General features: G+C 71.6%; 21 protein-coding genes. 4 read left to right on the forward strand and 17 right to left on the reverse strand.

Annotated features, from left to right (window positions below; genetic code table 11):
- Positions 1-122 precede the first annotated feature (122 nt).
- Complete coding sequence (locus tag CP981_RS00800) at positions 123-632, forward strand: MarR family winged helix-turn-helix transcriptional regulator (RefSeq protein WP_085926892.1); 510 nt, start codon at positions 123-125, stop codon at positions 630-632.
- A gap of 7 nt (positions 633-639) precedes the next feature.
- Here CP981_RS00800 and CP981_RS00805 read toward each other — a convergent pair whose 3' ends face one another.
- The 8 genes from CP981_RS00805 to CP981_RS00835 form a co-directional block, all read right to left on the reverse strand.
- The gene (locus CP981_RS00805) at positions 640-1902 is read right to left on the reverse strand and encodes an amidohydrolase family protein (protein WP_143659006.1); all 1263 of its coding nucleotides are present in this window, start codon (positions 1900-1902) and stop codon (positions 640-642) included.
- On the reverse strand, positions 1899-2426 hold the full coding sequence (locus CP981_RS00810) for a nuclear transport factor 2 family protein (RefSeq protein ID WP_085926890.1): 528 nt from the start codon (positions 2424-2426) through the stop codon (positions 1899-1901). The genes CP981_RS00805 and CP981_RS00810 overlap by 4 nt, the downstream gene beginning before the upstream one ends.
- Positions 2427-2502: 76 nt before the next feature.
- On the reverse strand, positions 2503-3180 hold the full coding sequence (locus tag CP981_RS00815) for an O-methyltransferase (RefSeq protein WP_085926889.1): 678 nt from the start codon (positions 3178-3180) through the stop codon (positions 2503-2505).
- Positions 3177-4118 (reverse strand): TauD/TfdA family dioxygenase, encoded by a 942-nt coding sequence (locus CP981_RS37515; protein WP_167536034.1) that lies wholly within the window; start codon positions 4116-4118, stop codon positions 3177-3179. The genes CP981_RS00815 and CP981_RS37515 overlap by 4 nt, the downstream gene beginning before the upstream one ends.
- On the reverse strand, positions 4115-5686 hold the full coding sequence (locus tag CP981_RS37520) for an AMP-binding protein (protein WP_167536035.1): 1572 nt from the start codon (positions 5684-5686) through the stop codon (positions 4115-4117). The genes CP981_RS37515 and CP981_RS37520 overlap by 4 nt, the downstream gene beginning before the upstream one ends.
- The gene (locus CP981_RS00825; protein WP_085926888.1) at positions 5673-6323 is read right to left on the reverse strand and encodes a thermostable hemolysin; all 651 of its coding nucleotides are present in this window, start codon (positions 6321-6323) and stop codon (positions 5673-5675) included. Before CP981_RS00825 ends, CP981_RS37520 begins: the two co-directional genes overlap by 14 nt.
- Before the next feature lie 29 nt (positions 6324-6352).
- Positions 6353-7357, reverse strand: a complete 1005-nt coding sequence (locus CP981_RS00830; RefSeq protein ID WP_085926887.1) for a methyltransferase — start codon at positions 7355-7357, stop codon at positions 6353-6355.
- A gap of 886 nt (positions 7358-8243) precedes the next feature.
- Complete coding sequence (locus tag CP981_RS00835; protein ID WP_085926886.1) at positions 8244-8855, reverse strand: flavodoxin family protein; 612 nt, start codon at positions 8853-8855, stop codon at positions 8244-8246.
- Between the two features lie 499 nt (positions 8856-9354).
- Here CP981_RS00835 and CP981_RS00840 point away from each other — a divergent pair, with 499 nt between their 5' ends.
- Entirely contained in the window at positions 9355-9660 is a 306-nt protein-coding gene (locus CP981_RS00840; protein WP_085926885.1) for a hypothetical protein, read from the forward strand.
- A 185-nt stretch (positions 9661-9845) separates the two neighbouring features.
- On the opposite strand, the gene CP981_RS00845 is transcribed toward CP981_RS00840, so the two are convergent.
- Complete coding sequence (locus tag CP981_RS00845; RefSeq protein ID WP_341873663.1) at positions 9846-10253, reverse strand: DUF3662 domain-containing protein; 408 nt, start codon at positions 10251-10253, stop codon at positions 9846-9848.
- Positions 10254-10393: 140 nt separating this feature from the next.
- On the opposite strand from CP981_RS00845, the gene CP981_RS00850 reads away from it, so the two are divergent.
- Positions 10394-10960 (forward strand): GNAT family N-acetyltransferase, encoded by a 567-nt coding sequence (locus CP981_RS00850; RefSeq protein WP_244329987.1) that lies wholly within the window; start codon positions 10394-10396, stop codon positions 10958-10960.
- 163 nt (positions 10961-11123) lie between these two features.
- Positions 11124-11555 carry an HIT family protein gene (locus CP981_RS00855; RefSeq protein ID WP_085926883.1) on the forward strand — a complete coding sequence of 144 codons (432 nt, stop codon included), beginning with the start codon at positions 11124-11126 and terminating at the stop codon, positions 11553-11555.
- 34 nt (positions 11556-11589) lie between these two features.
- On the opposite strand, the gene CP981_RS00860 is transcribed toward CP981_RS00855, so the two are convergent.
- The 8 genes from CP981_RS00860 to CP981_RS00895 all read right to left on the reverse strand — a co-directional run bounded on the left by CP981_RS00860 (position 11590) and on the right by CP981_RS00895 (position 22872).
- On the reverse strand, positions 11590-12009 hold the full coding sequence (locus tag CP981_RS00860; RefSeq protein WP_143659004.1) for a hypothetical protein: 420 nt from the start codon (positions 12007-12009) through the stop codon (positions 11590-11592).
- On the reverse strand, positions 12006-13676 hold the full coding sequence (locus CP981_RS00865; RefSeq protein WP_085926881.1) for a hypothetical protein: 1671 nt from the start codon (positions 13674-13676) through the stop codon (positions 12006-12008). Before CP981_RS00865 ends, CP981_RS00860 begins: the two co-directional genes overlap by 4 nt.
- Before the next feature lie 15 nt (positions 13677-13691).
- Positions 13692-14957 carry an OmpA family protein gene (locus tag CP981_RS00870; RefSeq protein WP_085926880.1) on the reverse strand — a complete coding sequence of 422 codons (1266 nt, stop codon included), beginning with the start codon at positions 14955-14957 and terminating at the stop codon, positions 13692-13694.
- A complete protein-coding gene (locus tag CP981_RS00875; RefSeq protein ID WP_085926879.1) occupies positions 14954-15856 on the reverse strand; it encodes a hypothetical protein in 903 nt (300 codons plus the stop codon). The genes CP981_RS00870 and CP981_RS00875 overlap by 4 nt, the downstream gene beginning before the upstream one ends.
- A 29-nt stretch (positions 15857-15885) precedes the next feature.
- Positions 15886-18189, reverse strand: coding sequence for a hypothetical protein (locus tag CP981_RS00880; RefSeq protein ID WP_085926878.1), 2304 nt, complete (start codon positions 18187-18189; stop codon positions 15886-15888).
- Positions 18186-18809, reverse strand: coding sequence for a toll/interleukin-1 receptor domain-containing protein (locus CP981_RS00885; protein ID WP_158092679.1), 624 nt, complete (start codon positions 18807-18809; stop codon positions 18186-18188). Before CP981_RS00885 ends, CP981_RS00880 begins: the two co-directional genes overlap by 4 nt.
- A 232-nt stretch (positions 18810-19041) precedes the next feature.
- Positions 19042-20403, reverse strand: a complete 1362-nt coding sequence (locus tag CP981_RS00890) for a helix-turn-helix domain-containing protein (protein ID WP_085926876.1) — start codon at positions 20401-20403, stop codon at positions 19042-19044.
- 201 nt (positions 20404-20604) lie between these two features.
- Positions 20605-22872: a DUF4132 domain-containing protein gene (locus CP981_RS00895; RefSeq protein ID WP_143659002.1), complete on the reverse strand. Its 2268-nt coding sequence runs from the start codon at positions 22870-22872 to the stop codon at positions 20605-20607.
- Between the last annotated feature and the right edge of the window lie 26 nt (positions 22873-22898).

The following is a 22898-nucleotide window of genomic DNA, read 5'->3' on the forward strand; positions in this document are numbered from 1 at the left end:
ATGGAAAGCTTTTCACAGTGTCCACATCTGGCAACCACACAGTCTCCCCAGGTCAGAACGTGCCTGTACGGAGGGTGGGATATCTTTGTACTGAGCATCGGGTAGAGGGAAGGCGGTTCACAGTGGAGCCTGACCACGTAGACGAGATCATCTCGGCATGGGGACACGAGCTGCCCGAAATCGCCGGCCTTCCCCTGGAACTGGCCAAAAGGACCGCCCTGTTGGTTTCGGCCTTTGATATCGCCGCGGCCGCCGAGCTGGAGAAACTCGGGCTCACACAGGCCGAGTACGGGGTCCTCGCCACCCTCCGCCGGATCGGCGCCCCCTACCGCCTCAAGCCGACCGACCTCACGCACGCTCTCCTGCTGTCCTCCGGCGGGACCAGCAATGTCATCAAGCGTCTCGTGGCCGCCGGCTATGTCACCCGCGCGGCAGCCGAGGACGATGCGCGCAGCAGCTGGGTGCAGCTCACCCCGAGCGGGGTGGAGACCGCCGAGGCGGCGGTGCGCGCCACCACCGCCGTGCACGCCCGGCTCGTCGACCGGATTCCGGAGCGCACGGCGAAGGCCCTCAGCGAGCAGCTGCGCATCGCGCTGGCCGCCATCGAAGAGGGCGTGCTGATCCGGCGCTGACGCGAGGTCAGCGGCCGGTCAGCCGGTCGCGCACCTCCTCCGCCCGGTCCAGCAGCCGCGGCAGCCCGGCGTACTCCAGCCGCCCGGCGCGCTTGACGATCCGCCCGCCGACCACCACGGTGTCGACATCGGCGCGGTCCATCGACGACACGACGGCCGCGGTGGCGTCGTGCACCGGCGCCACTCCGGGGCGGTCGGTCCGCAGCACGAGCAGATCCGCCTGCTTGCCCGGGGTGAGGGAGCCGATCCGGTCCGCCATCCCGAGCGCCTCGGCGCCGCCGAGCGTCGCGAACTCCAGCACGTCCCGGGTGGTGAGCAACGGCGCGTCGGAGCCCGCGTGCCCCTGGAGCGCGGCGAAGCGGCCGACCTGGAAGGCGGTCCGCATCTGCGTGAACATATCGCTCGGTGCGGCGACTTCGACATCGACGCTGAGGCTGGGACGCAGACCGGCGGCGGCCGCCGCGGCGAACGGCGGCAGCCCGTGGCCCATGGTCATCTCGATGGCGGGCGCGACGGACAGTGCCCCACCGCTGTCGCGGATCAGCTCCAGCTCGCCGGCGTCCAAACCGGTGCCGTGGATGAACACCGTTCCGGGGCGCAGTACACCGAGGCGGCGCAGTCGGGAGACGGGCCTGCCGCCCCGGACGTGCAGTGCGGTCGGCACCTCCAGTTCACGGGCCAGCGCCCAGCTGTTCCGGGTGCTCTCGTCGCTGCCGAACTCGGCGTTCAGCGCCATGGTCACCAGGCCGTCCCCGGCATGCAGTCGGCCGCTGCGGATGCGGCGGGCGTCCTGCGCGGTGCCCTGGCCGTAGGCGAAGACGCTGCGCAGCCCGGATGCGGTGAGCGCGTCGAGCAGGGCGTCGGTGTGCTCCTCGGTCGGCTTGTCGACATTGGAGATGTCCTGGACGGTGGTCACCCCCGCGTCCAGGGCACCCAGTGCACTCAGCAGATTGCCCAGGTGGAGATCGTCGGCGCTGAGCCGGGGCGCCAGGGTGTGCAGGACGGTCGCGAAGTACTGGTCGAGGGTTTGGTCGGCGCCGCTGCCGCGGAGCGCCGCCTGCCACATGTGCCGGTGGGTGTCGACGAAGCCGGGGAGCACGAGGCACCCCCGGGCGTCGATCCGCTCGTCCGCCGCGGCGGGGTCGATGTCCGGGCGTACCTCGATGATCCGGCCGTCCGCCACCAGGATGTCGGCGGACGGCAGTTCACCGGTGGCCGGGTCCATGCTGAGGACCCGGCCACCGGTGACGAGCAGGCGTGCGGGGGTCATGCAGTGCCCCACCCCTGGGGCGGTGCCAGGCGGCCCATCTGGAGGTTCCAGTATTCGGTGTTGCGCCGGCAGCGGCCGTCGGGGGCGAAGGTCAGGAAGTTGGTCTCCAGGAAGGTGACCCAGTGCTCGCCGTCGGGGTTGAGGGCGGGGGCCCGCAGGGTGACCCAGAGTTCGACCGCCGCCCGGTTGCCGGTGACGACCGGGGTGCCGTGCCGGCCGGTCATGTCGCTCTGGCCGGCGGTGATGTCGCGCCAGTAGCGGCCGATGGCGTCGCGTCCGCGGAAGGTCTGCGCGGCCACGCCGGGCACCGCCTCGTACACGGCGTCCGGGGTGAACAGCCGGACCGCGGCCTTGTCGTTCTTGGTCCGCCAGGTCTCCAGATAGGCGTCGGTCCAGCTCGACACCTGGTCGGCGGTGAGCCGGTCGGATCGTTCGTCGGCCTGTGCGGCCGGTGCCAGGGCCGCCAGGGGCAGCGCGGCGGCGCCGGCGCGGAGCAGAGTGCGGCGGTGGGTAAGGGGGTTCACGGGTGTTCGGTGCCCTTTCCGTACGGACGGGGTGACCCGGCCGGCGACGGCTTCGCGCAGCCGGGCGGAGCCGGTGTCAGGCGGCTTCCTGGAGGCGGACGGAGAATTCGATGCCGTCGCCCAGCGGCAGCTGCTGGGAGAGATAGCCGTTGCCGGCGGTGCGGACATGGTCGGTGAACTCCGGCGGCAGCATCGGCAGGTTGTCGGAGACGACCAGGCCACCGGCGCGCAGTTGCGGTTCGAGCAGCTTGAGGACCGGGAGGTAGAGCTCCTTCCAGCCGTCCAGCAGCAGCAGATCGACCGGCCCGGGGAGGGTGCCGAGCTGCTCCCGGGCGTCGCCGGTCCTGATTTCGGCGAAGTCGGCGAGCCCGGCGCGCTCCAGGTGGCTGCGGGCCCGGTCGGCCTTGCCCGGGTGCAGCTCCGAGCCGATGATGCGGCCGCTGCCGTTGTCGCGCAGGGCGGCCGCCGCATAGATCGTCGAGGCACCGAAGGAGGTGCCGAACTCCACGACGAGGGCCGGGCGCAGGCTCCGTACGAGCTGGTAGAGGAAGGTGCCGACCTGCGGGTGTACGGGCAGCGCGGCCTGGGCGCAGAGCTCGGCCGCCTCCTGCGCGGTGGGCGGCTGCGGCCAGTCGGCGGCGGTGGCGTAGGCCCGCTTCATGACGTCCGGGTCGTTGCGCTCGGCGGTCCGGGCGATCTCGTCCAGGACGGCCCCCACGCGCGGGTCGGCGAGTCCGGTGGTGGCGGTGGTCATGCCTGTGCCCTCCCGTCCCGCACGGCGGCCAGCAGCGCGGGGTCGAGGTAGCTCTGCGCGTTGTAGATGGTCCGGTCGGTGTCGAGTATCTCGCGCCGGCCGTGCATCACCCGGGTATTGTCGATCAGCGCCACGTCGCCGTCCTGCCAGTCCAGCTCCTCGGTCAGCTCCTCGGTCAGGCGGCGGAATTCGGCGAGCAGCTCCTCGGGGATCTCCGTGCCGTCGGCGAAGGTGATGCGTGGGGCCTCGTAGTTGTACGAGGGGCCGAAGACGCTGTTGGCCCAGGAGAGCCGGCTGCCGAAGAGCGTGGGGTGGACGGCGCCGACGCGGTAGGCATAGTGGATGGAGCCGTCGTCGTTGAGCTGGAGGGTGGTGGAGACGCTGCCGCCCACCAGGTCCTTCATATCGGCGAAGGTGACGTCGTCGAGCGCTTTGCGGCCTTCCGTCTGGTGACAGACGAAGGCCTTCCACTTGGGCTCCTCCACCCGGCGGCTGTACATGATGTCCTTGACGCCGAAGACCTCGCGGGCGGTGTCACTCGCCGCGTCCCAGACCCGGTAGCCGTCACAGACGGTGGTCTGGGAGCCGCTGGCGGCGGCATTCTCGCACAGGAACCACGTCAGGTCGGGGCCGAACGGGCTGTTGCCGTTCTCCAGATGGAGGCCGACGGCGACGGTGCCCGCGTCCACCTTCTGGGCGACCTCGCCGCCGTGGAAGGAGCGCGCCGGGTCGAGGGTGATCCGGCTGGAGTGCGCCTTCACGAAGGAGGTGAACTCCTCCAGGTCCGTGCGGAAGCCCCGGAACAGCAGAAAGCCGGCGTCGGCGAGCAGCCCGGTGACCCATGCGGGGTCCAGTGCACCGAGCGACCGGTCCCCGGTGGGCAGGACGAGCCGGCCGGTGGCGGCCCCGTAGGGCTCGACGTCAGCGATGGTGGTCATGCGTCTGCTCCTTGGTGGTCGTACAGCGTTCCGTTGGACAGGGCGGTACGGATGGCTGCGCGCATGGGCCGTCCGGTGACGGTGAAGAACCGGCGGTAGAGGCGCTCGTCGGCGACGGTGAGGTGCGGCACGGCGATCCGCTCCACCTCGGAGAGGTGCGCTTCGCCGAACTCCCGGACGGCCGTTTCGGCCGCCGCGAGGTCGGTGGACTCCTTGACGAGGAAGAGTCCGTGGAGGACGGTGAGCCCGTCACCGATCACGGCGACGGCGCGGACGAACGGGAGTTGGGCATACTGCGCCTCGACCCACTCGGGTGCCACATTGCGGCCGGCCGCGGTGATGATGACGTTCTTCTTGCGTCCGGTGATGCTGATGAAGCCGTCCTCGTCGATCCGGGCCAGATCGCCGGTACGAAGCCAGCCGTCGGCGTCGAGGACCAGGCTGGAGGGGTCGTCGCGGGTGTAGCCGGCGAACAACGAGGTGCTGCTGACCAGGAGTTCACCGTCGTCCGCGGTCCGGACACGGACATGTGGCAGCGGCCGGCCGACGGTGCCCGGCCGGCGCGCGTCCGGGGTGTTCCAGCTGACCACGGAGCTGTTCTCGGACAGTCCGTACCCCTCGTGCACGGGGAGCCCGTGGTCCTCCAGCCGCCGCAGCAGTTCGGGGTGCACGGGCGCCCCGCCGCAGCAGATGAGCGGTGCGCCGGGAGTGCCGAACAGGGCCGGGGCGACCGCGGCTCCGCTCGCCACGGCCTCGTCCGCGGCGGTGGCGAAGGCGTCGACGAGCGCGGGCGTGGCGACCATCGCGGTCGGGCGGGCGGCCGTCACATACGGCAGGACGTCGGCCGGGGCCGCCGCCGCGGTGCCGACCAGGGCCTTGCCGGGCGGCATCAGGACCACGGTCCCGCCGTCGAGCAGGACCATGTAGAGGCCGGTGACCTGCTCGATGAGCAGGCTGAACGGGACGACGGAGAGATAGCGGGAGAAGGCCCCGTCGGGCATCACCGACCGCAGTGAGGTCAGCAGTTCGTTCAGGGCCGCCGCCCGGATCCGTACCCCCTTGGGACGCGAGGTCGTTCCGGAGGTGTGGATGATCTTGCATTCCCAGTCCGCTCCCCCGTCGGCGGCCGGCGGCAGCACCAGGGGCGCGGACGGCACGGGCCCGTCCGTGGACAGCGGCAGCACCGTGCAGTCCGGGCGCAGGACCCGGTCCCTGCCCCACTGGGTCAGCCGCTCCTGCCCGGCGGCGTCCACCACACACAGATCGGTCTCCGCCAGCAGACCGGCGGCCTGCTCGGCGGAGAAGGCCAGCGGGACCGGCACCTCGGTGGCGCGCGCGGCGATCAGTGCGAGATCCGCGACCACGTATTCCGGGGTGTTGCCGCAGACCACGCCGATGCGCAGCGGCCGGCCGTCGTGCGGACCGATCCGCTCGGCGAGCTCCGCGGCCCGGCGCGTCACCTCCTGGTAGCTGAGGGTCCGGGCCGGCGTGCCGTCCTCCCCCAGCACCTCGACCAGCGGATGCTCCGATTCTCCGAAGCGGACCAGACTCTGCTCAATGCCCAGCATGGCCGGCCACCTCCATGGCGCTGATACTCAGTTGGAGATCGGTGACGGAGTAGCGCCCGGTGGCGTCGGAGAACAGCCGGTCCAGGGCGTTCAACGGGATGACGCCGACCTGAGGCTCCTGGTCGTAGTACGTGCCCCAGCGCGCCGCCTCGTCGGGCGACAGCCGGCGCGGGTCGGCGGGGCCGAACGGCACGAAGGAGATGCCGGTACGGTCCAGCGTCGTGATGAGGCTCCGGGTGACCGTGCACAGGATGTACTCCATGCCCAGGCACCAGGCGATGATCGGGGTGGCTCTGATCAGTTCGCGGCCGACCGAGGCGCGGCGGGTGGCCAGTGCCCCCACCTCCACCACCCGCCTGCGGTCGACCGAGGCTCCGAGACGGGCCAGTGCGGCGTCCTCGACGCCGGTTTCGAGGTACCGCTCGGAGAACAGCTCCTGGTCGCTCCCGAAGGTGAGCCCCGCGCAGGCCAGTGGCGCGCAGGGCTCCTCCGCCGCGCCGCAGGCCGGCCGGGCGACGATGAACGAGTCGGGCCGGGGCGCCACATCGGCGCCGTATGCCTGGGCGTACACCTCACGAGCGAGGTCTGCGGCGTCCAGCCATGAGCTGGTCGACCGGTGTGCCAGATCGATCTGCACGGTGCTCCCCCCTTCCCCGGCTGCCGGCTTTACTTGGTGCCGACGACCAGAGACACGGAAGACGGGAGCGTGATCCGCTCGACGCCCGACAGACCCGCGTCGGTCAGCCAGCCGGAGATCTCCGGCTCGCTGTAGGTGCGGTCGCCCGAGCAGGCGTACATGGCCAGCGAGAACGCCGCGTTGTGCTCCTCGAGCTGCTCGCCGCGGACATCTTCGAGCACCACGATCCGGCCGCCGGGGCGCAGCGCCTTGGCGGCACGGGCGACCAGGTCCCGGTTCTCCTCGTCGGTGTGGTTGTGCACGATCTCGAAGAGGAAGACCACGTCGTAGCCGGTGCCGAGGTCGCCGCTGAGGAAGCTGCCGCGCTGGAGGGTGATCCGGTCGGACAGCCCGGCCTTCTCGATCGCGGCGCCGGTGTCGGCGAGCGCCTCGGGCAGGTCGAGGATGGTGGCGGAGAGCTCGGGGTGCCGCTCGCACATGGCCATGGAGTGCAGGCCGTGCGAGCCGCCCAGGTCGAGGAGGCGCCGCGCCCCTTCGGGCAGCGGGACGGCGTCGACGATGGGCTGCACGGTCAGCCGCGACTTGACCCGCATGTACGCGGAGAAGTCCCGCCCGGCCTCGGGGTTGTCGGCCCAGCGGTCCCAGAGGGACTGGGCGGGCTTGCCGTCCCGTACGGCCTGCGGAAGTTCCCACATCACGTTGATGAGTTCGTACGCCCACAGCAGCGCCGGGGTGAAGTCGTACTCGGCGTTCTTGCCCAGCCAGCGTTCGGCGATCGGGCCGTTGCGGTAGCGCCCGTCCTCCAGGGTCAGCCAGCCGAGGACGGCGGCGACGTCGGCGACCGCGCGGGTGCCGTCCGTGCTCGCGCCGATCGCGGCGGCCAGCTCGTCGAGGGTCTTGGGGCCGTCCTCCTCCAGGGTGCGGAAGATGCCGAGCTTGGCGGCGGAAGTGAGCGCCGCGTAGCGGATGGTGGAGCCGATCACCTCATCGATCGGGTTGCCCGCCAGTTCGGCGTCAGTGGTGGTCTTGAACATGGCTGATCTCCTCGGGATGGCAGGGAACGGCCGCACAGCGGGTGCGCGGCCAGGACACGCCGTGCGCGCGACGGCCGCGGGCACGGTGAAGGTGGTGGGACTGCCGAACGGGGACGAGCTTCAGCCGGCCGGGACCGGTGGGAGCCGGTACGCCCGGGGCGCGCCGGCTCCGGCTGCGCCGCGAGGGCGAGCGGGAGGTGTGCCACGCCATGGCGGCCGTGGTACCTCACTCCGGGGGACGGGCCTCCGGAGTGGCGTTGCTTCGGGCCGCGAGCGAGGCCCGCCGGCGCCGCACGGCGCCAGGTCGGCACCGGCCGCCCGGACCTCACGGCACCGTGGGGCTCTGTCAGGCCCCGGCCGGTGTGCGGCGGAGCGGGAAGCGGACGGTCGATGGCCGGATGAGGAAGGACTCGCGGAGCCCGTGCGGCGACGTCACGGTGTCTCGGGACGTGCTGCCGGACGCGGAGGACGCCGGGCGGGCCTCCTGGGGCGGCCCGGGGAGGGCAGCGAGGGCCGCCGCTCTCCCCGGCGGCACGCTGCTGACGGCCTGTTCACTCCCCGGGCCGGGCTGTGGGGCTCCAGGGCCGCCGGAGGGCGAGCTGCCCCTGGCGGGCTGGAGCCCGAAGACCCCGCGGTGGAGGGCTGCGATACGGAAGAGGCGGACCGGGTCGCCCCTGGGGGCGCCGGGAGTGAGCCCGGCCATGGTGCCCGCGCCCCCACGACGCGGGCCGGTTCGGCCCCGGCCACCATCGTCCCGATGAGTTCATGACGGCTGGTCATGCCGCGGTGCACCACCCCGGACTGTGCGTCCACAGGAGACACCGCAGACTCCTGACGGCTTTCATCGGGTCCCCCGGTCGCAGCTGCCTCAGTGCGGCTCACCGGGTCAGGCGGACACCTCGTCGAACCCGACGGCCGCGCGTCCCGCCTTGTGGATGTGGGCGGTCTCGGCGATCCGGCGGCCGAGTGCCTCGGCGGTGCGCAGGTCGCTGGCGCACGGGGTGACGTCCGCACCCTCGTCGTTGTTCGACTGGGACATGGCGCCCAGCCAGCTGCCGAGCCGGTTGAGGTCCTCGGGGCTGCCGGAGGAGGTGTTCCAGCCGCCGTACTCGGCGAGGCCGACCCAGACCATGCCGTGCTGGGCGGCGAACAGCGCGATGTCGATCAGCGCGTTGAGCTTGTCGCCCGCCATGTTGCCACTGTTGGTGAAGCCGCCCGCGATCTTGTTCTTCCAGCGCATGTTGTCGCCCCAGACCTGGCTGGTGGCCTCGACGAACGCGCGGAACACGGCGCTGCTGCCGCCCATGTAGGTCGGCGTGCCGAAGATCAGGGCGTCGGACTCCTGTAGCACCTCCCACAGCTCGTCGTTCAGCTCGGCGAGGGAGACCAGGCTTACCTGGGTGTCGGGGACCTTCTCCGCGCCGGCCGCGACGGCCGCCGCCTGCTTTGCGGTGTGGCCGTATCCACTGTGATACGCCACCGCAACCTTGATCTGCATACTTCTCCCCCACCCGGGAACGGAACGATGTTTTAGCTTTCACTAAAGCTGTCCAGAAAGCTTTAGGTGCTGGTTACGCTATCCATGCCCGCACTTCCAAGGCAAGCGTCTCCGGCCAACACCCTGAAAAGAACAGGTAAATCCGCAGGTAGGGGCATCTCGCCCAATCACACCCGCACCTCCCGAAACCTGCACACCACGCCGGACACCCCGCCATGACGCCCCGACGGCGCCAACTTCGAGACGACGGGCGAATCGGGCGCCACGGCACACTTCCCTACCAGACGCACAGGACCCGATCCCAGAGCGCCGACTTGCCGTCAAATCTCTTTTCGGCCATGGAACTTCGCGGAATCCGAGATGGGGAGGGCGCCCTTCACCAGGCCCCGACGGCAATGTGACGCACGTCACATGAGGGGGTGTCATACGTCGAGGGGGCGGCATCCGTGTGCAGGGTGACGGGCCCGCAAGGGGCCCTGACTACGGGGAAGGACAACACATGCGTAACAGGCGAATCCTCAGCACCGCGGTCGCCGCCGCTGCCCTCACGGTCATCGGACTGGGCGGTGCCGCCCAAGCTCACGCCGCCACCGGGGCCGAGGCCGCAGCGCCGGCCGCCGCCTCCGTACAGCACCAGGTCAAGCCGATGGACGGCCCGCCCGGAACGGAGTGGACCGGCAAGAAGTTCTGGACCCTCAGCGGCTGCCAGGCGGCCGGCACCGACCTGGTCAGCAGCGGCAAGTGGGCCGACCCCTTCTGCGACGGCTCGGGCCTCCAGTACGACCTGTGGGCCCGGCCGCTGTAAACCCCTTACGGCTTCCGGCAGTTCACCGGTAGCCGTCGGCAGCAAACCCGAGTAAGCGGCCCGTCCCCGCGCACATCCGCGGTCACGCGGGGACGGCCGTCCCCTCGGTCATGACGAGCAAAACGGCGGCGGGCCGAGAGCCCGGCGCCGGCCGGCGGGCTCGGTGGGCTCGGCGGGCTTCCCGATCAGGCTCCCCGGGGACCGGCGGCAGCGGCGGGAATGTGGGCGAGGGCCGCGCTCGAAATGCGGTACCGGCCGTTCGGCACCTCGGCTGTGGTGACATGGACGGTGAGCGGGCCCGCCCATTCGTAGCCGCGGTCGACGGCGTGCCCGGCAAGTACATCGGTCAGTTGCCGGCCCACCTCTCCGCCGCGGGCGGCCAGTTCATCGTGTACGTGCTGCGCGAGTTCGACGGTGTAGTCATTGGGTACCAGGACGCGGCTCTGGCTGCACACGATCGCGTGGCGGTCGCATTCGTGCCGGAGGGCATCGAGCAACTGGACCGGGTCGGTGCGGAAGATCTTGGCCACCAGTGCGCTCTCGCAGTCCTCCACCACGCGCTCCCAACGCCTCAATATTCCCATGAGGTTCATCTGCCCCGGAGCCACCGCCGCATGCAGACACGATGCGGCTCCGCGAGCGCCGCGGGCGCGGCGCCGTGCGGGCCCGGCCGGGCGAGGTGAATCCGCTGGCCTCCGTCGTACGGGGCCGTCACAATGGGCGCGTGCCGATCATGACATTCCCGGAGCCCGAGACCCCGCCCGCGCTTCGGACGCAGGTGTCGGAGCTCCGGGACGAGGCGTGGCCGCCGGACTCCGCGTCGGCGCCCGGCACATTCGCCCATGACCCGGCCTTGCGACCGGTGTCGATGCTGCTCGTCGACGGTGCCACGGTGCTCGCCGCGCTGGACATCCTCTCCAAGGAGATCGTGCACGCCGGACAGCGGTACCGGGCCGCGGGGCTGAGCACGGTCGTGACCCGTGGCACCGCCCGCGGAAAGGGCCATGGCCACCGGCTGGTGACGGCCGCCCGCGCGGCGATGGCCACCATGGGTCTGGATATCGGCCTGTTCACCTGTGACCGGCCGCTTCAGCCGTTCTACGAGGGCGCGGGCTGGCAGTGGCTGCCCGGCGCGGTGCTCATCGGCGGTACGCCCCGGGCTCCGCTCCCCAGCGACCGGCCGGGCTTCGACAAGGTCACCATGGCCGGCTTCTTCTCGCCCCTGGGCCGGGACCATCGCTCCTCGTTCCCGCACTCCCGGATCGAGTTGTATCCGGGCGAGATCGACAGACTCTGGTGACGACGGCTGCCCGGGCAGGGCGGCCGATAGTGTGCAAAACGGCTGGAACAAGGCCAAGTGCCGTATCAGTGGAGCGAAGGGGCGATGATGGGGGCAGCGGATGTGCGCGTCGGCCCGGCCCGGTGACGATCCGACCCATCCGACGGGCCCCTGCGGAGGATCGATGGTCAGTTATGGGGAGTTCCGCGAGGTGACCGAAGAGGCTCCGGACGCCCGCCCGCAGCCTCCCCGTACTCCCCGGCGGCCCGGCTGCCCCTTCTGCCTCATCGTGTGCGGCCGGGCGCCGGCCACGGTGCTGCGCGAGTGGCCGGACGCCCTCGCCATCCGGCCCCGCCATGGCGGTGTCACCGCCGGGCATGTGCTGGTCATCCCCCGGGTGCATGTCGCCGATGTCGCCGAGGACCCGGTGGTGTCGGCGGCCACCATGCTGCGGGCCGCCGAACTCGCGGCGGAGGCCGGGGACTGCAATGTGATCACCTCACGCGGTCCCGCGGCCACCCAGACCGTCCGCCATCTCCATCTCCACGTCGTCCCGCGCGCCGAGGGCGACGGCCTGCTGCTGCCATGGACCGCCGCCCGGCCCGCGGAGACGTGAACCGCGCCTCCCCTGGGCGGACCATCTGGGGCGGTCAGGCGAGGAAGAGGACCGTCATGGTGTCGATGGCGACCAGGACGCCATAGGAGAGCAGCATCGTCCGGGACAGCGCGACCGCCCGCCAGGGCACGGGGCCGCCGTGCTGCTCGGCGTCCATGCTGAACGGCGGCACCACCGGGCTCACGCGCCCGGCGACCTTCTCGTAGAGGCTGCGGAATCTCCGTTCCTGGCGGAGGTAGTAGCTGTCGAGCAGCCAGAATCCCGTCGCCAGTGCCACGGCGACCGCGGCCGTCTTCCAGCTCGGCCCGCGGGTGGCGACCGCGATGAAGGCGCCGCTGACGGTCATGGCCCAACTCTTCACCAGGAACGAGGTGTTGGCGTGCCGGGCGATCACCGCCTGGAGGAGCTCCAGATGCTTCACTTCCTCCGGGCCGAGGCTGGGTTGGGCAGTCATGAGGCCGAGCCTTCGTCCTCGGACGGCCGGGTGTCCGTATCGGCGGCGCGGGGCTCCGCCGTGGGTGCGGCGGTGGCCTGGCCCTCTCCGGACGGTTGACGCGGATCGGCCGCCTGACCGGGGGCGGCGGGCTCCTCAGCTGTTCGGCGCCCCTCCTCCGGTGCCCGGTTCTCCTCAGACCGGTCCTCCTCGGGTGCCCGGACGTCCTCCGCTGCCGCCGGGGCCCCCTCGGGCGCCTGACCCTCGTCTGCCTCGTCTGCCTCGTCCGCCTCGTCGGCACGCGTCGGCCCTGTTTGCTCCCCCGCTTGCCCCACCGGCTGCCCCGGCGAGGCGCGGAACTGTGCGTTCAGGTCGCCGGCGATGCCGTTGAGGCGGTCTTCGAGCTGATCGGGGCCGTAGCGTACGAGCACCGTGTAGACGTGGTCGAGGAGTTCGAGGCGGGCCCGGGGTGGTGTGGGGTGGGCGGGTGCCCGGTCTCCGGTGGGCAGGCGGGTGCCGTTGCGTGCGGAGGCGGGGTAGGGCCAGGCGGGTGCGGTGAGGGGAAGGTCGTAGCTGCCGGCCACGCCGGTGCGGGCGCGTTCCTCGACGATGCGGATGCAGGCCTCGTCGAGCGTACGGTGGGCGTCGCTCGCCGCCGCCTCGACCGTGGACCGCAGCCGCCACCAGGTCCCGGTGTGCGCCACCAGGCTGCGCCGGGCCGCGCCCAGCAGCTTTCTGCCCTGCTGCTCCGCGTCGGTGACGTCCCGCCGGGCCTCCTGGTCGCTGTCGGCGCAGGGGTTGTGGGCGAGCACCTTGACCACGATCGCGGCGGTGCTGAGCACCAGGGTGAGGATGACGACGGCGCTCTGGTCCGGCGCCAGATCCACATGCTCACGCACCGCACCGGCCGCGCGCATCCGCGCCCATATACCGACCATGGTGAGGATGGCCAGAGTGAAGAGGACCGGCCCGGCCGCGTTGGGCCAGGGCAGTTCGCCGGCCTTGCGCCGTTCCGTACGCGGGCTCCTGGGCCAGAGCGCCTCACGCAGCGCCGCGACCGGACCGCGGCGGGTCCGCTCCAGCGTGCGGGCGGTGCGGGTCCGCCGCCGGAAGACGGACTCGGCCAGGAGACTGCCCGCGGCCAGCAGACAGACGGCGACGCCGAAGCCGGGCAAGTAGGCGAGGTAGTAGCCGGGTTCGGTCTCGCCCAGTCCGAAGAACCGCTGCATCAGGGTGCCGATGAACATCGTGTCGAAGGCCACGCAGCCGACCAGGGTGGGCCACAGCAGTCGTCGCCAGAGCACCGGCCGACGGCGCAGGCTCTCCGGTCCGTCCTCGGCATGGCGGACGCGCAGTTCTCCGACGCGCTCCTGGGCCTGCTGGGACGACCGGGCGACGACGAACCGCTCGGCCGCTTCGATGGTCGTCCGGGCCTGCTGGAAGGTGTCGGTGACCGCGGTGACCGCGGTGCCGAGGCCGGGCTGCGCCGCGGTCAGCGCGGTGTTGGCGTCGGTGAAGGCCCGCATGAGGGCGGCCTGTTCCCGGCTGTCGGTCTGGTCCACGGGCCGGGCGGCGGGCCGCTTCCTGAGGTCCGGTCCGATGAAGGCGGGGTCCCTGCCGGGGCAGTCGACCGCCGACTGATAGCGGGCGGCAGGCCCCGCCCGGTTCTTTCCGTTGGTGGTGTTCATCGCTGCCCGCCGCCCTCACTTCCTGGTGATTTCGATGTCGACGCGCCGGTCGCACTGAAACTTGTCCTCGGCGGTCATCCGGCCGCCCGCGGCGTGGTCCGGCTTCGTGCAGCCCGTGGGCAGGCCGCGTCCGTGGGCGGTCACCCGCTCGACCCCGAGTCCGGTCAGCACCCCCTTCACCGCGTCCGCGCGCGCCTGCGACAGCCGGTGGTTGTTGTCCGGCCGGCCGCGCGGGTCGACATAGCCGGAGACGACGACGCTGCTGCCGGGGGTGGTACGGGCGCTGACCGCGACATCGTTGAGCAGCGGCAGGGCCTGCGGACGGACGGTGGACGAGTTGGTGTCGAAGAGCGCCGCGCCCGGGAGTTCGTAGGTCTGCGGGCGGTCCTGCGCGTATTCGACGGCCGGGTCCTGGGGTGTCTTCTTCCCCGGTTTGCGCCCCTCGGCCGTGCCGATGGCGGTCGGGGCGAGGGTGCAGGAGGTGCCGTGCGCGGCCTTGCGGCCGGCGCCGCACAGCGCGCGCCACAGGTTGCTCAGCCAGGTCCGCTGGGCCGGCGTGGGTGCGGGCTGTCCGGTGGCCGGCTGGCCCAGCCCGGCGAGTGTGAGTCGCACTCCGGTCAGGGACGGTGTCTCGTCCCGGGCGGCGCAGACCCGGGTGATGGCCTTGATCTCGCTCCGGTCCCGGAAGGCGGCCCCGCGCAGATCGGCGCAGCCCGTGGTGGACAGCCCGTCGGTCAGGACGAGCAGGCTGCGGCTGCCGGATGCGCCCTCCAGTGAGGACGCTCCGGCCCCGAGGGCCGCGAGGACGTTGCTGCCGCCGCTGCGGGGAACGGCGCGCTCGGCCTTGCCGACCAGGCCGGTCAGGCAGCTGACCGCCTGCTGTTTCCGCGTCTTCCGGTTGATCTCGTTGTTGTTGTCCCTGACCCAGTCGGCCGAGCGGTCCTTGGCGATCCAGCTGATCTGCGCCGAGTCGCCGCTGAAGCTGCCGACCGAGACGGTGTCCTTGCGGTCGACCACCGACCTGAGCAGAGCGGCGATGCTGTGCGCGTAGTCGCGCCCGGCGTCCGAACCGCGTACGGAGGAGGAGTTGTCGACGAGGACGACCGTACGGCCGGTGGTGTCGGCGGGCTGCTTCATCCAGGCGCAGGGGTCCAGGCGGGGCTCCTCGGCGCAGGCGCCCAGGAGGCCGGCCATCAGTGCCGCTCCCAGGGCGCCGGCGAGCGTGGAGGTGCCCCGGCGGCGCCCGGGTATCCGGACCGCGACGCTGTCAGTGGTGTTCACGGCGCCAGCTCCCCGACGTCGCCCACGGTGTCCACCCAGGAGAAGGGGCTGAGCCCCATCTGGCGGCAGAATTCGCTCAAGGCCTTGTCGTAGGCGTTGGCGTACTCGAACAGGCCCACCTGCTCGTGGTGCTTGGTCGCCGCCGTGAGGACCTCGGCGAGCGCCTCGGCGCCGTTGCGGCGGGTGTTCTTGAGCGCCTGCATGACCTTGAAGAAGTCCTCGTCGGCGAGGGCCGCGGCGAAGGGCACCAGGAGCCGCCGTTCGGCCGCGCCGAGGGTGCCGAGGAGCTCCAGTTCGCTCATCACCCGGAGCCAGCGCTCGGTCAGCTCCTGCACCTGGTCCGCCTTGAGCTTGCCGAGGCGGTGCTCCTTGTCCATCCGTACTTCGGCGAGGTGGAAGGGCAGCACGTGTTCGCGCAGCGCCGGGTCCATCCGCATGCGGACCGAGGGGCGGCAGCGGATGAGGCCCTTCTCGTCGTGGTAGCACCAGCCGCCGCGCAGTTCCTTGTTGACGGCCTTCTCCGCGGCCACCGGATCACTGGGATCGCAGGCGCGGGCGACAGCCCAGGCGCGTCGCAGCAGCTTGCCGCGGGCCGCCTCCTCGTGCAGCGCCGCGCGCTCCCGCAGGACGTCCAGCGTCATCTCCTGGCTGCTCCAGCGGAAGTGCGGGACGAGTTCGAAGGCGAACACATCGCCGTCGGCCGCCACCGACAGCGTCTCCTCGACCGGCGGCAGCTCCACGGCCACCTCGCCCTGGGCCGCCTGCCCGAGCGCCGGGCTGTCCGGGCTCTCCGGGTCGTCGGCGGCCTCCGGGGCGCCGGCCGGCCCGGTCTCGTCCTTACGCGTCACCCGGCGCCACCAGTTGCGCAGCCTGGTGCGGAGTCCTTTGCGCTCTGTCATGGTCTGTCTCCTCTTCGTACGGGATGTCGTCAGGACGCGGGGCCGGGAATGGGCCCCTCTTCGGGGGGCTGGTCCCGGAGCTGGCGAATGGTGCGCGAGTCCGGGTGCCGGCCGGCCCACATGCCGAGGTAGAACCCGGCACGGAGGGAGAGCGGCCGGGCCCAGATCCGCGGGACGAGGACCTCCAGGAAGGCGGCCAGCTCTTTGTCGGCGTCCCCGGCCAGCAGCCAGCGCCGCAGCAGGTCCCAGGCGCGCGTCGAGCTGTCCTGCCCCATCAGTGCGTGGCGCCACAGGCGGACCAGGGCCTCGGCACGGTCCGGGTCGGTCATCGCGGTATCGGCCAGGACGGGCCGGTCGCGCCGGTCCGGGCCGACGCCGTAGCGGCTGAGGATCAGCAGGGTGCGGATCGCGTGCTTGGCCAGATGGTCGTTGTCCGAGGCGATCCAGCGGTCCAGGGCGTCCGCGGTCGGGCCCGGGGCGCGGGCGAGATAGAGCCAGGACATCGAGAAGGCCACCGAGCTGCTGAACGCCAGCTCCGGCCGGGTGCCCAGTTCACGCAGCGCCCAGAGGGTGTCCGGGACGTCCTGGGCGCCGACCAGGGTTCCGTACGCCCGTGCCGCGCTGTCCTGGTACTCCCACCGGGGGCTGCTCAGCCAGCTGCGGATCTGGGCCCGCACCCGGCCCACCACCCGGGGGTCGTGGGCGGCCATCTCCAGGGCGAGCGCGGCGGACTGCCGGTAGGCCGTGGACTTCCGGGCCCAGTGCCGGATCAAGTCCCGGTAGACGCTGTCGAAGTCGTGGCTGAGCAGGATCCCGGCGATATGCGCGGCCCGTACCCGGATCCGCTCCAGCGGCCCGGCGACCAGCGCCGTCAGCCACTCGCGCAACGGGTCGCGCAGACTGTCGTAGTCGTGCCAGACGACCTCGATGACGGCGTGCATCAGATCTTCGTTCACCAGCCGGGCGCACCGGGGGTTGTCGTCGGTGCGGCCGCCGGACAACGCGTCCCCGGGGGCGCGCATCTCCTGCGGGATCAGCTGGTCCAGTTCCCGCTCGAAGACATGGTTGGTGGGGGCCGGTTCACGGGTCTCGTAGCGCGGCAGCACGGTCGCGCTGAGGACTGCGCCGGCCTCGAAGACGTCGGAGAGCGGCAGGCCGTGGAAGAACGCGTAGGCGATCCGGAACGCCTGGCGGTGCGGGTCGAGCACCGGGCCGTGCAAGGTCTCGGCGGGGACCCGGAGCAGTTGTTTGGCGAGCCGGCGCAGCCGGTCGCGCCACTGGCCGATGACGTCGCCGAGGCTGGTGTCCGCCGAGTGGATGTGCTGTGCCAGTAGCTCGGCGAACTCCACGACACTGCGTACGGACGGGGCCCCGTCGAGGGTGCGCTGCACCTCCTGGGACTCCAGCATTCGTTCGGTGAACGCCGTGCTGTGCTCGGTGGTGCAGTCCTGCTCGGGGCACGCTCCGGGGTGTCCCGCGAGCAGCCGGCGCAGATGTACGGCGAGGACCTGGCCGAGGGCCGGGCGCCGGTGCTCGAAGGCGTGCGGCCGCAGCAGGTCGGGGTCCACCCGGCCCAGCTCACCGAGGATGACGAGGAAGGCGCGGTGTTTGCGGGCGAGATGGCCGAGGGTCTCCAGTGTCGACAGCTTCAGCGGCTGGTCCTCCAGGTCCACCACGAAGCCACCGGGCGTGAGCAGGTCATCGGCGCGTTGGCACAGCGCCTGGAGGATCCCCGGGGCCTCGCTGTGCAGGATCTTGATCCGGTCGTCGGGGCAGCAGCCGGCGAGCAGGGTCAGTGCCGTGGACTGCCGGCCGCTGCCCGGCTGCCCGGCGAGCACCACCACGTGCTGTGCGGCGAGCCGGGCGGCCATCTGGGTCTGCTGCTCGACGTCCTGGTGGGAGTCCAGCTGTTGGGCGACGGTCAGCGAGGTGACGCCCAGCACCTGGATCTCGACGCCGTTGTCGCCGCCGATGGTCAGCTGCTCGGCGTAGAAGGCGGAGCCGCTGCCGTTGGCGACCGCGCTGCGCTTGAGCTTGTTCAGGGCGTTCTGCTGGCGGGCCTGCTGGTAGCGGGTGAAGTCGCCGCCGTCGCCGGCTTCCCGGCGGGCAGCGGCCCGGACGGTGTCCTGGGCCGACGGCCGGCTGTCGCCGTGCCGGGGTGCTGCGAGGTCGTTCGGGGCGCTCGCACCGGTGGCCTCGGTACCGTCCGACGCTGCGGCCGGGCTCGGCTCCACCGCTTCGGGCGGTGCCGGCTCCTCCGCGGCGGCAGCAGGCTCCTCATCCGGCACCTCCGCCGCCGCGTCCTCCGGCCCGGCGTGTTCGGTCTCGCTCACTGTCGGTCTCCGCTCTGCGCGTCGCGGTTCTGGTTCACGGTGGCGTTGCCGGACCCGTTGGTCACGGCGCAGTCGTGATAGGTGGAGTGCGCGCCGGGCTGCGGGGCGCCGGGCGCGGGCGGCGCCGGACGCGGGTCCGGCAGCGGCTCCGTCCTGCGGACCGGGACGTGGCTGCGCAGGGCTTCCGTGATGACGGGGAGGTCGAGATGCGCGTACGGCACCCGGAGCTGCATGAACTGTCGTTCCGTCAGTTCGGCGATGTCAGCGGGCAGTTGCTCCTTCTTCGGGAGCTCGGCCGAGTCGATCAGCACGGGGATGACGGTCTTGCGCCAGCTGAGGGCGCGCTGGATCTCGTCGTGGACGTAGTCGCCCGGTACGTCGATCCGGCGCCGGCCGTCGATGTCGCACAGCGAGAGCCAGTTCGGGCCGATCAGCACGAGGAGGACCGCACAGCTTTCGAGGTGGCGCCACAGCTCGGGCGGAAAGTGCGCTCCCGGCTGCGTGGTGCGGCGGTCGCGAAAGACGTTCTCCGGCCCGAATACCTCCTTCAATTGCTCGTCGAGCAGGACAGCCGCAGTGGCGCCGTCGCCGGTCCGGTAGTTGATGAATACTCCGGCCATGATTGTTCTGCCTTTCCTCATGCGGACAGCGGTGGATTGCGGCAGCCGGGTGCTGTGTCGGTTACTCGGGCTGTCGCGGGCACAGGGGGATGAAGCCGAGATTCACAGGGGTTTCAGGCGTGGTCAACGCGTTGCCCTCGGCCTTTTGGCCGGGCAACGGAACACCATGGATGCAGCGTGAGTGCGGTTCTTCGGGCGGCCTTCTCCGCGGTGCGGGCCGGTGGGTGAGAAGTCAGACCGGAGTTCCCGGACCGGTCCGGTGGGTGTGCAGTCCGATCGCGAGGTGCGGAAGGGTCCGGCGGACGGTGGGATTCTTTGGCCAACGATTCAGTGCGCGGCTCAGCCGCAGAAGATCGGCACGGATGGTCGCCGAGTCGATGAGGGCAACATGAGAGGCGACCAATTCCGCGATCGCACAGGCCTGCTCGATTTCCCCGACGTTCGCCAGTGCAAGCGCCAGCCGGGCGCCATATCGGGCTCTGGCACGGCGGGATTCCGGCGGAATGGCCTCCAGACCGTCGCCGAGCAAAGTAACGGCTTCCGCCGGGGAACCGAGATCGTGCATACACCAGCCGGCGACGAAGGCGGTCAGATCCGGCAGATGGATACTGCCGAGGACCGGGTCCGTACCGTCCGGCGCCACCGCACCGGCCGTCAGCTCCGCGCCGCGGTCGAGCGCCCGCCGGCAGGCGTCACGGTCCCCCACCAGCGCGTGCCCCTGCGCCTCGCGCTGCGCCGCGAGTCCGCGGATGCGTACGCTGCGGGCCTGCTGTGCCGCCCGCCGCGCCAGCTGGACGGTGGCCACCGAATCGCCGGTGTACAGGGCCAGTTCCGCGCGCCGGATCAGGGCGTAGGCGGCCAGTTCGTCGTCACCGCCGTCCGCGGCCAGCTGGACCGCCTGTTCGGTCCACCACAGCGAGGCCGCGTCGCTGCCTGCCTCCTGCGCCATCCAGCCGGTGTACTCGGCGAAGCGGGAGGCGAGCCGGAGCACCAGATCGCGGTGCGCGGGCTGCGCCTGGTGCGCCATGCCCCGCAGCGCACTGGTGGCCGCGATACAGAGCTGGGCGACCACCGACGGCCCGAAGAGCTGTCCCAGCCGGCGGAACTCGTCGAAGACATTGCGGAAGTACGGCAATGCCGAATTCGTCTCCCCGCTTTCAAGGAGAGGCGGTGCGAGAGACCAACTCACAATGGTGGTGGGCATGACCCCGCCGCCGGACGACGCGGGGTCGAATGCCACGAAGTCGCTCGCCCCGCCGGCCTGCATCCGTAATGTCCAGGGAGTACCGACATCCGCCTCGGTCGGCGGCGCGGCAGGCGAACTGTGCTCGGGTGCGGAAATCAGGGTGCTGAGTTGTCCGTCGGCATGGAGAGCGCTGTCGCATAACTGTGCAAGATCATGACTGGGCGCCTTCACGCCACGCTCGATCTTGCTCAAGTGCCCTTTGGAAAAACAGATCAGGCTCGCCAGTTCTCCCAGCGACAGCCCCGCTTCAATCCTTCGCCGGCGTAACTCCGCCCCGAACCGCACAGGAATCCGCTGCACCCCGCTCGCCCCCCTCGTCGTTCGCGACCGGTGAAGGGAGTGTGCCACGCCTCACACCAACTCTCACATCCCCTTCACGAATTGCTTGCTATCGGTTTCATCACGCTCCGCTTCTGGCGAGGTAAATCGCCTTCCCCGCAGGAAGGACCCCTTGTGCAACGGTCACTTCAAGGCTGCCGCCGGTTCCGCAACGCCGAATCTCCGCCCGGCGAGCGGCCCTCCGCGCCCCGGATCGGTCGACGGTCCGGCTCAGCCACTCCCCACCCGGTGGGGAACGGGGCCGTTCTCCAGAAGGTGGCTGACGGTGTGGACGACACGCTCCAGCAGCGCTTCGTCGTACGGCAGGAACGGCAGCGGCACAGCACCCCTTCCGGTGGGCAGAGCGAGGTCGACCGGGTCGCCTTCCCGGGTCACCCGGCCGGTGGCCAGGTGGATGTCGTAGCCGTCCAGACGGAGGTGCCGGTCGCCCAGCTCGACACGACCGGAGGCTATGTGCGTGGCGAGGACACGGCGCAGTGCCGCCCGGCGAAGACGTCCGGTCCGGCCGAGCGGCTGATCGTAGAGGCGGTTCAGCACCTGCCGGCTGTCGTGGTCATGGGCGTGGCCGGCACACCAGGCGAAGCTGCCGGCGCTGACGAGGAGGTCGACGGAGCGCAGGACTTCCGACAGCCGGACGGCGTCGACCCCGGACAGGGGCTGCGGGCTGCCGTCGGCACGCTGGAGGAAGACCTCCTGCGCCTCCGCCCAGCCCGTCGCACCGGGGTAGAGGCTCCCGGCGATCCCGAACCGGGCCGTCATCTCCCCCACGGTGAGGGTGAGTTCATCGTGCTCGATGTTCCACCCCTGGCGTACGGCGAGTCCGAGGACGGCTTCGACGCGGACGAGGTGACCATGGAACATCGCGGTGACCGGACCGGTCTCCGCGGGCAGGTAGTGCTCCCGGTAGGCCTGCCGGAAGGGCTGGCGCAGTTTGAGCGCCGCGATCCGGTCGCGCCAGGTGCGGCGTTCGTCGTGCGTGGCCCGGGCGGGGTGCCAGAGCCGGACGCCTGCGGAGGGCGCGGGCTCGTGCTCGGGCAGGTCCAGCGGCCCGGCCGCGGGCAGCACCGCCCGCCATGCCCCGGGGGCGCACTCGATCTCCCAGATCAGGCGGCGGGCCGTTCCCCGGGCCACGGGATGCCCGGCGAGCGCGGCGCGCCAGCGGTCATAGCGATAGACGGTCCCCTCGGCGTAACCGCCCTCCAGCGCCTTGGTCAGAATGCGCACTTGGGCTCTCGTCTTCCCCAACAGGCCGCGTGCGTAGGCGACTTCATCGGGATACTCCCGCCGGACCGGCGCCGGTGGCGACTTCGCGACGCGTCCGTCGGCGCCTTCCCAGGTCAGCGCGGCCTCGTCGGTGACGGTGAGCACGGCGGTGGAGGTGCCGCAGGGGATGCGCCGGATGCCGTCGGGGCCGTAACCGAGGTCGGGGAGCCGGAGCGCGATCTCCGTCCGCCGTCCGAGATGACGCTCGGCACGGCGCAGGAGGCGGTCGAGCTTCTTGCTGACGCCGGCATGCCGTACGACCCTGCGGGCTTCGCGCAGGGCGGCGACCGCTTCAGGGGTCGGGTAGGTCTCGACGGCCTGCGCGAGGGCGATACAGGCACTCTGCGAGGGAAGGGTCTTGGCGCTCGTGGGCGCCACCGCGAGCTGCGGCAACAGGGTGGCGAAGACGTCTTCGGCCCAGGGTTCATCGCGCCGCAGCGCCAGCCGGGCGGCACGGCGGAGGGTCTCCGTGTCGGCCGGGGTGAAGGCCTTGTCGGCGGCGTAGGGAATCCTCCCGGCGTGGAGGGCGGCGAGATGGTCGGCCGCGGTGCGCAGGGTGCGGTGGGCGAGTTCGGCATACCGTGCGTCGGACGGCCCCGCGTCGGCGTCCGGCAGTAGTGGCCACTCCCCCGTCATCGGCCCGTACCGCCGGGCCTCGGCCAGCAGCGCCCGGTCCCGGACGCCGGTCGTGAGCATCACCTCCAACTCGGCCAGCCGCAACGGGCTGTCGGCGTACAGCACCCGCAGACGCGCGGCGAGTTCCTCCTCCACCGCCGGGCCGGCCACCGCGGCCACGGCCAGCGCGGCGTCGTCGGCCTGCTCGGCCCCCGGCCCGGTCACGCGGACGAGGAGGGCGGCCTGCTCCGCCAGCACTTCCCGGTCCCATGGCTCCGCGCAGCGCAGCAATGCCCCGGCCGCATAGCGCACATCGGTGGGCCGCGGTGATGCGGCCAGCGCCGCATGGAGCTCCGTGAGAGCGGCGGCGGTGAAGGACGGCTGCACCTTGGCCCAGGTCACTTCGCGGGCGACGCGGCGGGCGTACTCCGGGGCCTGCTCGTCCCTGAGGGTACGGAAGGCCGCGGGGAGCAGCGCGCCCAGTTCCTCCGACGTCAGTTGTGCGCAGGCGGACCAGAGACCGCCGGACCAGTCGGCGTCGGGCTGCGGTCCCGCCATCGCGGCCCTCAACCGCGCGGCGTGCGGTGACAGTTCGTCCATGCCTCCAGACCGTAGCCGCAGGGTCT

The sequence above is a fragment of the Streptomyces platensis genome (assembly GCF_008704855.1).
Classification (GTDB): domain Bacteria; phylum Actinomycetota; class Actinomycetes; order Streptomycetales; family Streptomycetaceae; genus Streptomyces; species Streptomyces platensis.